The organism is Syntrophobotulus glycolicus DSM 8271 (genome assembly GCF_000190635.1).
Classification (GTDB): domain Bacteria; phylum Bacillota; class Desulfitobacteriia; order Desulfitobacteriales; family Syntrophobotulaceae; genus Syntrophobotulus; species Syntrophobotulus glycolicus.
Genome location: NC_015172.1, coordinates 545,002 through 557,514 on the forward strand (window position 1 = coordinate 545,002; position 12,513 = coordinate 557,514).

Genomic DNA, 12,513 nt, shown 5'->3' on the forward strand with positions numbered 1-12,513 from the left:
TCTTGATATTTGTCGACGACAGTTCGATTAAAGTGAGCGGGGTTATCCTCCCCGGCCTCATCAAGAGTATAGAGGTCAGGGATGACGCTCTCATCGAAGAGCAGACAGTCGAAGGGAGCTCCGCGAAGGCGAAACAGGCAGAGGGGTACGAGGACGCAAAGGTGACGATTGAGCTCATCCTAGAAGACGGCCCCAACGCCACGAGGAAAGAGAAGCTCGACAAGATACAAAACCTTTTCAAAAAGGCAGGACAGGAGAAGCCTGTCGTTCATGAAATCATCAACGAGCACACGGCAGCGCGCCGGGTCAAGAAGGTCATCTTCAAGAGCCTCAGCTCGAAGGAGGAAAGCAAAAAGGAGCAGCTCACGGTGAGCCTTGAGTTCTGGTCGTACAATCCAATGACCATCACGGCGACAAAATCCAAGAGCGGCAGCTCGCAGACGAGCACCTCATCGGCGGTAAGCAAGCTCGACCCGGCATATCAAAGCTATTTGAGCGGCAGCCGGGGGACGGCTCCCAAGACCAACAACTCCCCCGCTGTGGATGACGTAAGCACGACGGCCTATGCGAACAGGCTCTCAATGATGCCGTACTAAGGAAGTGATTCTAAGAGTGGAAACGGCTGAATTATTCTATCCCGAAATCAGCGTAGAGCTCGGGAAATACACCTTCAGGGAAGGCGTAGAAATCGAGGTTTATTCAAGCAAAGACAGTTACTTTGATTGGGCGAAGGTGAGGTTTACCCGGCAGTTCAAAGAGAAGCTCACTCTCGACGTCAAAGAAAAGGCCCTCATCCAGCTCGGTTACAACGGGGTTTTCGACGATGTCTTCGAAGGATATATCACCAAGCCGTATGACAGCGGCGGTTACATGAACGAAATCCTCCTCAAGGACGACATGATTCTCCTTGAGGAAACGGCCATTAACAACACGTTTTTAGATGCGACGCCGCAGGAGATTATCTCCTTTTGCCTCGCAAAGGCCGGGGTTCAGAAGATGAAGCTTTCGGCGGCGGCACATCCGGCAAAGGCGCGAATCCCCATCTTTCAAAAGAACGTGGTCTCGGTCATTAACGAGATACACGCCGCATGGGGAATCGCTGAGAAGTTTTTCTTTTCGGGCGGAGTCTTCTATTGGGGAGAGAAGCCCGAACAAACAAAGGTTTTCTCGTTTGAGTACGGGACGAACATCATCACCCTCAACAGGCCGGGGGGCGTGTGGGAACTCGAAACGGTCTCCGCACCGTTCATCAAGCACTCGCACAAAATAAGCGTTTCACACCCGCAGGTGTCCGGCGAGTTCGAGGTCAAGAAGGTCGTCTTTACTACCAACGAGGCGGGGTTCATCCGCACCTACATCTATTTTTAACCGAAGGAGGGAGAGCAATGCTTGAGGAAATGGTCAAAAGTGTAATAGCAAAGCAGCTCGCCGCCGACTTCCCTCACTTGCAGCTCCCCGGCCTTATGCGTGCAAGGGTCACAAGAGCAGCGTCCACGGGCGAGTGGTACGAATACAGCCTCAAGATTCTTGACAAAACGGGCGAGATTGACGAACGCTTCCCGGAGATTCCCGGAGTGCTTTCCAAGGTAAACGTCGAGCTCGGGAAAACCGTCGCGGTCGGCCTTCTGTACGGTGAGCTCAATCCGTGCATTATCGGGGAGGTGGTTTGATGGCAGGGTTAAACGACACAGACATTAAGCTTGACCCCTCGTGGCAGCTCACCCAGGCGGCCACTGGCGACGCGCCTCTTGTGTCCGGGTTCGACTGCATCATGCAGGACATCCGGCTTGAGGCTATGACACAGGCGGGCGAGCTCTTCTATGATACTGAGTGGGGATGGTCGCTTCTCGACTTCGTGCAGAGCGAGGACGACGAGCTCACCATCATAGAGGTCGGGGAGCGCATAAGAGAAAAGCTTGAAAGAAGAGAAATCGTCGACTCTGAGACCATCTCAACCGAGGTAAAGCTTGAGGATGACGCGCTCAAGGTGTTCACTACCTTTTGCTTTATCGGGGATTCTCAGACCTACAGCGTGAGCGTCACGGTCGACAGGGTAAATGTGGAGGTGATTGAAATTGATTGATGAAAAGGTTCTTGACGAGATTCTTCCCGTCCCGGACATCGAGAAGCTCAAGGAGGAGACGGTCGCGCAGCTTAAAAGCGAGGGCTTCTCAATAACGAACTTCAGCTCGGGCGGCATCTTTTACACCCTCTTGATGATAGTCCTCCGCATCCGCATCGAGCTCATCAACCTCCTCCGCCGTGTGCTCAATAACATGTTTGTCGCTCATGCTGAGGGGATATGGCTCAAGCTCAAAGCGGCGGACTTCGGCAAGAAACAAAAGGAAGCCCTCAAAACGCAAGGCTATGTCACTGTGACAAGGGGAGAAGGCGCGGAGGCCGTTCGCATTGCCAAAGGGCACGTCTTCAAGACCATCAAGGACGTCAACGGCGAGGAGCTCCGATTCTTTGTCCTGAAGGATACCGTCCTTCAGAAGGGCGCGGAGACGGTCGGCGTCCTCGTGGAGGCCGAACGGGAGGGCTCAAGGTACAATGTACCACCCGGGCAGATAACGCGCTCCCTGACGCATTTAGAGGGCGGCTGCACGGTCTCCAATGGTTCTGACTGGATAGTCCGGGAAGGCAGCGACATTGAGGACGTTGAGAGCCTCCGGGAGCGCACCCTCCGCTCGTGGTCTGAGCTTGCCACAAGGCCCATCGCCGAGAAGTATCAAAACGCTTGTGAACAGGTTCCGGGCGTGCTCTTTGTCAAGGTGAACGATATGCACCCGAGAGGTCAAGGAACGGTCGACATCATCGTCACAGGGACGGCGGGAGAAGCGACGGAGGGCCTCCTTGCACAGGTGCGGGCCGAGGTCGACAAGATTATCGGCAACTATGACGACGTGCTCGTGAAGAGCTCTACGACCATAGAGCAGCCTGTCTCCGTAACCGTGACCATCCCGGACACCGTTTCGGATGACGGCATCGCCGACAGCGTGAAGGCTGCTATCTCGGAGCTGCTTCAGATACGGAAAAACCGGGAGCTCAACGAGCTCACTCACGCCGACATCGTCCACGCTGTCAAAAGCAAGGTCGCATCCGTCCGCAATGTCAAGGTTACGGTTCCAAGTGAGGACGTCTTCCTTGACAGCGACAAGGTCATCATCCTCGGTGAGGTATCGGTGACAGTGGAAAGGACGTGAGGCGATGGCGAGATTTGAGAGGTTCGGCGAGTACATGTTCAGCCTCCTCTTTACTCCGCTGAGGAAAGGGAAAAAGGCAGCGAATCAGTTCTATATCTTTTTCAAGGTCGTCGGGAAGCTGTTTGACGACACCAAGAGGGACATCTTCCGGGTGCGGGCCGAGTCAATGGTCATCAGCGCAAGCGAGGTCATGCTCCCGGAACACGGTAAAGACCGGGAAATGCCCCGGCTCAAGGGCGAGGATGCCGAAGCCTACAGGACACGGCTTTCCATGAAGGCCATTATCGCGGAGCAGGCCGGGACAAGGCCGGGCGTCCTCCTTGCCCTCAAGGCTCTCGGATATGAACAATCCTACATAGAGCCGTTTTATAAGACAGACCCGGAGAGATGGGCTGAGTTTATCATCTTCCTCCGGGGCAAGAATCCGAGTGGCGTCAATGACATCCGCATCATAGACGCCGAGGTGATGAAGGTCAAGGAAGCGAGTGCAAAGCCTAACTACGGTGTGGACAGCGGAAACGTCATCGGAATCCGTTCCAAGGAGCAGACGGGATTTTCCCGTTATCCCCTTTGCGGGACTATCGTGTGCGGCGTCTTCCCGATCGCGGTGTGTGTCGGCCATATGGTCGCCTCGGCGGGCGTGGCTCAGTCCCAAAGCGGCGGAGCTATCAAGGATTATCCTCTGACAGGCCGGACAATGACATCGCGGAGGATATACCACGAGGAGAATTGTTCGCTTTATTATGGCTTTGATTCCGTCTCGGAGGTCAAGTCTTCGGCCCGCGATGGTGAAGTGACTTATCCTCTCGCATCAGAGAAAACCATGACGAAAGGAGATGAATGACCATGAAGACATTGACGGGCATCGGCCTAAACAAACAGGCCCAAAGGTTCGCGAGCTCTATCCATCATGCGGCGTACAGCCTCAACGGAGCTCCGCAGACAAGGCCGATTTTCAAGTCTATCGTTGAAGGAGACGTCGTGAAGATTTACGTCTACTTTGACGATGCGGTTGTCGGCAGCGTCTCAAACGTGCAGCTCGTCGACAATGACGGCGATGTGGTCGCGCTGACCGACAGGGTCTTTACGAAACCACAAAGCAAGGGGCTCTATGTAGCCTTTAAGTACCGCTTTACAGAAATGGAGGTTGAAAGTGTTGAATCCTTATAGCAAAGTCGGATGGAAAGACCATGTCGTCGACGAGGAAACGGGCGAAGTCATCCAGAACGGGACGCCGCTGAGCGAGAACAATCTCGGTCATATGGACGACGGCATCCAGGCAGTCACCGCGCAGACCATAACTCAGGATGCCTCTATTGCACAGCTTCAGGCTGAGCTCAAGGTCGTCAAGGATGCAACCTTGAATAATATGACCAACAACGTGTTTATTGAGAACTTCAGCTCGCTCAGCAACATCAAGCTCAGCAACGGCATCTATGACCCGGTGGCGCGGAAAATCTATGTATAAAGTGGCGTGCCCGAGGAGGGAGCTGAGCTGCATGATAGGGAACTTGTTCAGTGAATTGGTTCCTTTATGCGACGGTGATTGCTCCGGCCTCAAGGATGATGACTTCATCATCTCCGGCATCATCACAGGGACAGACAAGAAAGCGACAATCAAGCTCACCGACTACGGATGCGAGTATTACGGAGACGTCCAAGAACTTGAGAGATTGCGGGAAAAGAGGTGTTTGATTCGTGGAGCCTTCCATGCTTCAGAAGAAAGCTGAAATCTTCCTTGACAGGATTTATCCCCTTTTGAGGAACTTCCCGCAGTCCGAGAAGTTTTGCCTCTGCCAAGAGATAAAACAGGCATGTTACAGGGTCATCCGAAACACTATGATGTACAGCGCACTCAAGACGGATGACCGCATCCATTACCTCCGGGAGGTGGACGCAGACCTGAAGCTCCTGCTCATTCATTTTGGGATGGCGAGGAATCAGAAGTACATCACCCAAAAGAAAGCCTATGAGCTGCAAGAGAAAATCTCCGAGCTCGGGCGCATATGCGGGGGTCTGATAAAGGCCCACTACGGGAAAAAGTAACTACTCACAGGGTTGTCCCTGTTTGACCGCTAACCGTGCGATTCGCGGCTACAATTCGGCCCGCTATTGGAACAACAATGGGCAGTCGAATCGCAACGACAACGTCGGCTGGCGGCCCGCCCTGTAAGTCTTTCGTCCGATGCGGTCACGGCTTCATCGGCGAGTCCTTGTTATACTTCAAGGGAGGGGCAATCCTTCACTGTGGAAACGGTGTAAACACATGAACAATGTCATAACTGCCAAGCCGCTTCATGAAAGGGATGCCATTATGACGAACACTACTAAAAGCCCGCTGTTTGACGCAGTTGTTGACTACGACAACATAGCGAAAGGATACCGTGAGACACAACGAGGAGCGCGGAAATTCCAAAAGGAAGCCGTCATCTTCGATATGTGCAGGGAGAGGAATCTCGTCCACTTGTGGCGAGACCTCAAGGATGAAGAATATGAGGTCGGGAAGTACATTCGATTCAAGGTTTTCGAGCCGAAAGAGAGAAATATCTCCGCTCCTCATATTCGGGACAAGACCGTGCAATTCGCGGTTCACAGCGTTCTCAAGGAAGTCTATAAGCCGGTATTTATCAAAGGCTCGTTTGCTTGCCAAGAGGACAAAGGGAATCACAGGGCGGTCGAACACCTTCAGCATAACATGAGGTTGTGCAAATGGAAGCACGGCGGAGGATGGATTCTCAAAATAGATGTCAAAAAGTTCTTTTACTCTATCGACAGGGACATCCTGAAGAGAATCCTTCAAAAGAAAATCAAGGACGAAAAACTTCTCCGGCTCCTTAACAAAATCATTGACTCAAGCCCGGAAGGAGAAAAAGGAATACCGCTCGGGAACGTGACCTCGCAGGACATGGCGAACATCTACCTCGACAAGCTCGACCAGTATTGCGTGAGGTTCCTCAAGGTGAAGTATTACACCCGGTACATGGACGATGTTTGCATCGTGACGCCAACGAAGGAACAGGCCCAGGAGTACCTCAAAAAAATCAAGACGTTCCTTGAGGAGCGACTCGGGCTTGAGACTAACCAAAAGACCAAGATTTTCCCGTTGGAGCAGGGCGTCAATGCCTATGGCTTCAAAATCTGGACGACTCACCGCCTATTGAGGGATAAATCAAAACAGGCGATGAAGCGACGCATTAAGCGTATGGACGAAAAGCAAAAGGCCGGGGAAATGACCAAGAAGGAAGTCGTTCAGGCCGTGAGCTCATGGCTCGGATATGCACGCTGGTCATGCAGCTTCAACCTCTGCAAGAAGATTTTCGCACCATACCCCTATATCAAAGTGGAAGGAGAGATTTATTTTGGCAGAATATCTCGGAACAATCAATCTCGGCGGCCTGTACAAGAGCGGAGTAATCCAACCTCGCCCCACTAAACCGTGGCGCATCAGCTCCGCGCCGACAGGTCAGAGTACAGTCGGAGACATTGCCGACTTTAACACCTTGACCACGATGTCAAGCTGGACTATCGGCAACACTCCGGGAACTGAAGCGAATCAGCTCAAATGGCACAAAATCAAGGACGGAGACAAGACCCTTCTTATTTGTGACAGGGTCATCCTGGCTAATGTGTCGTGGGACGACCTCAACGGCGACAATCGTATTTTTGGCAAAACCATCACTATTGACGGGGCCGAGTACAAGCTGAGAGCTCTGACGGGCGGCAGCAACTACAGGAGCGGAACGGACGCCTACTCCGGCGGTTCTCCGGCTACAAACGAGTGGGACAGATTCGTCACCCGCGAGGAGGTCATCACAGGGCTCCCTGCTCCCACTTCGGCAGACCTTGACTCTACCCTTGCAACGGCTGACTACACGAGCACTCATGGCGATTTTTGGCATTGGGCGGGTATGTATTCATGGTGTCAAGAGACCTACACAGGCAACACCGCTACCCGTGCGCTTCGCGGCTACATTTCGGCCCGCTATTGGAACAACAATGGGCAGTCGAATCGCACCGACATCGTCGGCTGGCGGCCCGTCCTTGAAGTACTGAATACTGCCCCATTGATTTCTGACATAGACCGAAATCTCGGGGACAAAAACGCGGACTTTGTAATCACCTACACGGTCAATGACACCGATGCGTCCGACGTGCTCACAGTAACGGAATACCGCGACGGCGTGCAGACAAACACCTTCACGAATGCAGTCCGGGGGCAAACATACAGCATCAACGTCCCGGTCACAAGCCTCAGCCTCGGCACTCATACCGTCTCCGTAACGGTCAATGACGGCAAGGGCGGCACGGCTACAAGAGTATGGACGTTCCAAAGAGTGAACGCAGCTCCGACCGTCTCGGGAAGTGACCAAAACCTCGGGGATAAAAACCTCGGCTTTCAGATTGAGTACACGGTTAATGACACGGACGGAGACACACTGACAGTTGTCGAGAAACTCAATACTGAAACGCTCAGAACGATAAACAACGCCCCGAAAGGACAGACGCTCACGCTTGAAATCACGAACGAAAAGCTCTTCAGCTTAGCTCTCAACTCGGTCAACACGGCTCGGATTGAGGTCAGCGACGGCAAGGGTGGCACGGCGTACAGGACATACACTTTCAAGCGCGTAAACGCCGCGCCGAGCATCTCGGGAGTGGATGAAGACCTCGGTCAACAGACGGGAGCCTTCTCAAAGACCTACATTGTGAACGACGTCGAAGGCGATGCGGTGATTATCACCGAAAAAATTGACGATACTGTCATCCGAGCATACACCGCAGAGCTCGGCACAGAGGCCACAATCACCCTCACGGAGGAAAAGTGGCTCATGCTGACAAACGGGTCACACTCCCTCAAGATTGAGGCTGTAGACACCAATTTTGCGACGTCGATTAGAGTCTTCAACTTCAGCAAGAACGAGACGGAAATCCTGTTCGAGTTCCCGACTCCGTTCGAGACCGATGCGATGGCAACCAAAGTCCTTGTCACTCCAACATGGCACATCGAGGGCGCGGAGGCCTACGTGTACGCTTGTAATAACGCTTTTGACGACAATCCGACATGGGAAGACATCACAGCGCAGGTCTTCATCAACCGAGTCTATAACTTCATCAATGCGGAGAAAACGGCGACAAGATGGGGCGTAAACATCCGCTTCCATATTGTCAAAAACCCCGGATATGAAGGCGAAGTCTCAATAAATGGATTTGGAGGTGCGTTTGAGTAATGCCTGAATTGTTAAATCCAAAGCCTCTCTCTGAAATCAAGAGGGAAAAGGTAGAAAAGGCCCAAGAACTAAATATCGACCTCTATGAGGCCGTGGCCGGACTGTTTGAGGAATTGCTTGAAGCAAATGCAAGGATTGCCGCGCTTGAAGAGCGTGTCAATACACTAACACAAGGAGGCGGGCAGTAATGGCAGCAGTCAAGAATTACATGATTCCCGTATACGCTGCACTCATTAAGAGGGAGAAAAGGGACATCGAGTCCCTCCCTGAAGAGTACATCGTCCCGGTGGCTGAGTATCTGGCGGCTGAAGTGGAAGGCGCATAGACCGCTTAAACCGGGCAAGACAAAAGGAGGGGCGGCCTCGCGGCTGCTCCCTCCCGGATGTCTTAAATGGCCTCGCTCTTTTGCATGAATCACCCCCTCCGGGGCGGTCGATGCAAGCGAACGATACCTCGGAAATACTTCTGAGAAACGGTGTAATTTTTGCCAAAAATCTTGTCCCTTTTTGCCAAAAATTTTGTCCGGCTACATAAATGCGCTTATATATTTGTTATATATAACAGCGCTCTCCCTATCTGAAAAAAATTCTTTGACCTTAGTTATTTTTTGTTGGACATTTTTATCCGAAGCCGAATAATTTTCAAAAATACGAACTGGAAAATATCTCAATATACTTTTGAATCCTGATTCAGTCAATAAATTTTCAATTTGGGCATAATCATTTTTTGTGCCGGCCAATGCAATGATTATTGTTATTTCCTCTTTTTCTGCTTTTGTAAATTTTTCTTCAAGCTGTTTTGGGGGTATTACAGGAATGTTATCGTACATTTTCCCTTCGAATGTGTTTTTATCGAAAAAGAATTTGACGTAAATGTGATTGTTTTTTAATATTTGATAAAGCTGTTTTCCCGCCCTGCCGTTGCCGTATATCACTACAGCCTTGCCAGATAGGCTTTCTATAAGATCACTACTATCCCCGTTCAATTTTCCCCATCTCCTGTTTCATTATTTTATGTCATATCAAATTTAAACCGAACAGTCTTAAAAGCTCTGCTCTATTTTATTCTATTGGTTTAATCAATTCGCCCGCAAAGTAAATATTTTGAACATTAGGATAGGTATGCTTTATAATATCGTAAATTTCACTTGCCACTGATGTAGATATGGGAATAATAACTGATTTTATATTCATTGAACGGATTACTTCGGGAGAGTAAACCTTTTTCCCAAATATCTCGTTACCTTGTTTAAACGGAGAAGAGTCTACTATGTAAGCATCAGTACTTTGCAATGAAGGAGCCTTTGCAAAAACATTTACAAGCGTGTACGTCACCGGCCAGACTGCAACCTTTCCTCTTTTCAAAAGGAGCTTTATATTATCATCAAATGTATTGTCAATATAATCTGCAACTAAAATGTTCATCACTTTTTTGCAGTCGCCGCAAACAATATTAGTCATAGGCCAGAACACGTCAAGATTAGTCCACTTGTTTTCACTTTCACAATTAGGGCATGAGCTTATGATATCCACCTTTCCATAACTTTTATAATGAATTTTGACATTGCTTTTGAAATTAATTCTGTTTGGAGAGATGGTATCAAGTTTTTGGGAAAGCTGTTTAAATTCGTCGTCAGACATTTTGGAAACATTAATATATGGGCACCCATCCTTGATATATTGAACTTTATCTTTAATTATGCCCTTTTCGCAAGCAACCTTATAAAGATATGAACCCGGATAAACCACAATCCAGTGCAGATGAATTTGATATTGTGGATGCGCCTCCCACCATCTTATGGTGTTGCTTGCCGTCTCAAGGGTTTCCTCAAGGTCACCAAAGATAAAATTACCCTGCGCGTTGAGCCCAACTTCATACAAAATAGATAATGCGTTGTCTATCTGTTCAATAGTAATATTTTTACGCATACTTTTTAATATCCGGTTATCCGCACTTTCAAGTCCGAGATTAACTGACAGGCAGCCACTATCCCTCAGCATTGTAGCTAGTTCCTTGCTCACAATATCAACTCGCAGGGAAACAATCCAACCAATGTTGTACTGTTTTATGCGTTTGCAAAATTCAGCCGCATATTCAAAATTCCGAGCAAAAAGTTCGTCGGTAATTGCCAAATTATTTATCGTATAATTGCTAATCAGATAATCAAGCTCGGTAAATACACTGTCAAGTGAGCGCTGACGATATTTTGAACCGCTTGGATGAAAGCAGAAGGTACAGTTATAAGGGCAAGATCTACCAAATGTCATGGTAAGTACATTACTGTCCATAAAAGAATAGATATCCGATGGTTTCTTTGAAAGAACTTCACCATACTCAAATCCCTCATAGTCCGGATATGGCAATGAGTCAAGATCCATAATTTCTTTTCTCGGTTTAGTAATAGACCACTCAGTGCCGTTATGAAATACGATTCCATCAACGAGAGTTAGGTCCGTATGATTCTCTAACACCCCTGCAAGCTCACACATGGTTATTTCTCCTTCTCCGATAACTCCATAATCGGCAGTCTCTAGTGCTTGCATCCCCGGAATAGGGTCGCTCGTAATAATCCCGCCGCCGACAATTGTGATAATGTCCGACTTGATAGATTTTGCGGTGTCTACTATTTCTTTAAGCATGTTATATTGCGAAGTCAGTCCACCAACTGTAATAACATCAATGTCATTATTGAGTATCGTCTGCTTTAAGATATCTAAGGGGGTCTCCTTATAATTAAGATTAAGCGTAGTAACATTGCGCCCGCTAGCTTTAAGGCTTGACGATACATAGGCTGTCCCTATAGGAAATATATAATACTGATCCTTTATTTGTGTAATTTGCGGCATTACAATTAAGTAATTTAAGTTCATGATATTCTCCTTAATTCTCCGTATCTTGCTTATTACCAAATTAATAACAAATTGCCAGCTTCAGTTAGCATGTAGCATAAAGGACGGTTTGAATTGTCGCTATGTAATGGCATCTCATATAGAGCTTATATTCTGGTACAATCTCGTGAATCATCAGGGGTATTCGCCATAAATCTGTTAAACGGTGATAAACGCAAATTGCTAAATCAGGCTTACTATTTTTTATGATATCTTTGCAACCCTTCAACGCATCAATTTCCGCACCCTCTATATCCATTTTTATCATTGTGGGGTTTACATTTATCAACAATTCGTCAAGCTTTACCACCAGAACGGTCTGCTTACCATCTTCACTCAAACTGCTTCTTGCATTTAGCTCGGCATCAAAGCTCGTATAAAAGGTTTTATCCCCTACGGCACATGGGTATAAAAATGCGACAGTATCCCCAGCTTCGTTCTTCACCGTGTCCAGTAGCCGCTTATATATTTCACCGCTGGGCTCGAACCCAATATAGGAATCCATGTTATGATGTTTCTTTATATCCTGAAAGGTGTCGCCAGTAAAAGCACCGCAATCAACAAAACGTGCAAAGCCCTTATTCAGGGTTAGCCCGGGCCTTACATAATCTATGCAGCCTTTGCTCATAAAGGTATGGTCAAATTCTGAGGTCGCATATGCACGCAGATAACTGCAAAACGCCTCCCTGCTATGGTCATCCTCTAAAAGTTCAAGCGCCTTGTTAATTTCCGATTCCTCTTGTTTTAGATCAACTATAGGTATGTTAAATGTGGTGTTGATATTGTAATAATTTGCCTTACATAAAAGATGGTTACTATAAATTACATCTTTAAAGCCAAGATCATTTAAATAAGAAACAATTTCATTTATATTGCATTTAAATCTATCCAGGGCAATTATTATTCTATGATCCTTATAACAGCGAGGTACTTTTTCACTATCTGCACAATGTACCGGCAAATCAAAAAGCATTTGAGCAGGTTTCGCCGCTCTGTCGAGAAACGCAACCACACTAATGCCTAAAAATCTGAGATAACTGTAGAACAGCTTTCCGTTCCCGCCTGCTCCGTAAATGATAATATTTTTACCTTGAGTAATATCTTCTTTCAATTGATAATTTGGAGCAGATTGCATTTGCATCGATTCTGAAATGTGATTCCTTGCTTCTGCAATATTCATGTTCTATATCC

Annotated in this window: 17 protein-coding genes; 14 read left to right on the forward strand and 3 right to left on the reverse strand. The window is 48.4% G+C overall.

The window, feature by feature from the left end; genetic code table 11:
- Window positions 1-2: 2 nt before the first annotated feature.
- From SGLY_RS02855 to SGLY_RS18045, 14 genes are all read left to right on the forward strand, one after another.
- Window positions 3-596, forward strand: a complete 594-nt coding sequence (locus tag SGLY_RS02855) for a splicing factor 3b subunit 2 (RefSeq protein WP_013623787.1) — start codon at window positions 3-5, stop codon at window positions 594-596.
- Window positions 597-612: 16 nt separating this feature from the next.
- Window positions 613-1,368, forward strand: a complete 756-nt coding sequence (locus tag SGLY_RS02860; protein ID WP_013623788.1) for a serine/arginine repetitive matrix protein 2 — start codon at window positions 613-615, stop codon at window positions 1,366-1,368.
- A gap of 17 nt (window positions 1,369-1,385) precedes the next feature.
- Entirely contained in the window at window positions 1,386-1,670 is a 285-nt protein-coding gene (locus SGLY_RS02865) for a hypothetical protein (RefSeq protein ID WP_013623789.1), read from the forward strand.
- Complete coding sequence (locus SGLY_RS02870) at window positions 1,670-2,083, forward strand: hypothetical protein (RefSeq protein WP_013623790.1); 414 nt, start codon at window positions 1,670-1,672, stop codon at window positions 2,081-2,083. The genes SGLY_RS02865 and SGLY_RS02870 overlap by 1 nt, the downstream gene beginning before the upstream one ends.
- Window positions 2,076-3,206 carry a baseplate J/gp47 family protein gene (locus SGLY_RS02875; protein WP_013623791.1) on the forward strand — a complete coding sequence of 377 codons (1,131 nt, stop codon included), beginning with the start codon at window positions 2,076-2,078 and terminating at the stop codon, window positions 3,204-3,206. The genes SGLY_RS02870 and SGLY_RS02875 overlap by 8 nt, the downstream gene beginning before the upstream one ends.
- Window positions 3,207-3,210: 4 nt before the next feature.
- A complete protein-coding gene (locus tag SGLY_RS18235) occupies window positions 3,211-4,050 on the forward strand; it encodes a hypothetical protein (RefSeq protein WP_013623792.1) in 840 nt (279 codons plus the stop codon).
- A gap of 2 nt (window positions 4,051-4,052) precedes the next feature.
- Window positions 4,053-4,376, forward strand: a complete 324-nt coding sequence (locus SGLY_RS02885) for a hypothetical protein (RefSeq protein ID WP_013623793.1) — start codon at window positions 4,053-4,055, stop codon at window positions 4,374-4,376.
- On the forward strand, window positions 4,360-4,674 hold the full coding sequence (locus SGLY_RS02890; RefSeq protein ID WP_013623794.1) for a hypothetical protein: 315 nt from the start codon (window positions 4,360-4,362) through the stop codon (window positions 4,672-4,674). Before SGLY_RS02885 ends, SGLY_RS02890 begins: the two co-directional genes overlap by 17 nt.
- A gap of 31 nt (window positions 4,675-4,705) precedes the next feature.
- On the forward strand, window positions 4,706-4,936 hold the full coding sequence (locus SGLY_RS02895) for a PDZ domain-containing protein (protein WP_013623795.1): 231 nt from the start codon (window positions 4,706-4,708) through the stop codon (window positions 4,934-4,936).
- Complete coding sequence (gene avd / locus SGLY_RS02900) at window positions 4,917-5,252, forward strand: diversity-generating retroelement protein Avd (protein WP_013623796.1); 336 nt, start codon at window positions 4,917-4,919, stop codon at window positions 5,250-5,252. The genes SGLY_RS02895 and avd overlap by 20 nt, the downstream gene beginning before the upstream one ends.
- Window positions 5,253-5,472: 220 nt before the next feature.
- Entirely contained in the window at window positions 5,473-6,639 is a 1,167-nt protein-coding gene (locus SGLY_RS02905; RefSeq protein WP_013623797.1) for a reverse transcriptase/maturase family protein, read from the forward strand.
- Entirely contained in the window at window positions 6,566-8,434 is a 1,869-nt protein-coding gene (locus SGLY_RS02910; protein ID WP_242822952.1) for a hypothetical protein, read from the forward strand. The genes SGLY_RS02905 and SGLY_RS02910 overlap by 74 nt, the downstream gene beginning before the upstream one ends.
- Window positions 8,434-8,622, forward strand: a complete 189-nt coding sequence (locus SGLY_RS02915; protein WP_013623799.1) for a hypothetical protein — start codon at window positions 8,434-8,436, stop codon at window positions 8,620-8,622. Before SGLY_RS02910 ends, SGLY_RS02915 begins: the two co-directional genes overlap by 1 nt.
- Window positions 8,622-8,759 carry a CD1375 family protein gene (locus SGLY_RS18045; protein ID WP_013623800.1) on the forward strand — a complete coding sequence of 46 codons (138 nt, stop codon included), beginning with the start codon at window positions 8,622-8,624 and terminating at the stop codon, window positions 8,757-8,759. The genes SGLY_RS02915 and SGLY_RS18045 overlap by 1 nt, the downstream gene beginning before the upstream one ends.
- Before the next feature lie 201 nt (window positions 8,760-8,960).
- Here the strand turns inward: SGLY_RS18045 and SGLY_RS02920 are convergent, their stop codons facing one another.
- The 3 genes from SGLY_RS02920 to SGLY_RS02930 form a co-directional block, all read right to left on the reverse strand.
- On the reverse strand, window positions 8,961-9,419 hold the full coding sequence (locus SGLY_RS02920) for a hypothetical protein (RefSeq protein WP_041444568.1): 459 nt from the start codon (window positions 9,417-9,419) through the stop codon (window positions 8,961-8,963).
- A 76-nt stretch (window positions 9,420-9,495) separates the two neighbouring features.
- On the reverse strand, window positions 9,496-11,304 hold the full coding sequence (locus SGLY_RS02925) for a B12-binding domain-containing radical SAM protein (protein WP_013623801.1): 1,809 nt from the start codon (window positions 11,302-11,304) through the stop codon (window positions 9,496-9,498).
- A gap of 64 nt (window positions 11,305-11,368) precedes the next feature.
- Entirely contained in the window at window positions 11,369-12,502 is a 1,134-nt protein-coding gene (locus SGLY_RS02930; protein ID WP_013623802.1) for an FkbM family methyltransferase, read from the reverse strand.
- Between the last annotated feature and the right edge of the window lie 11 nt (window positions 12,503-12,513).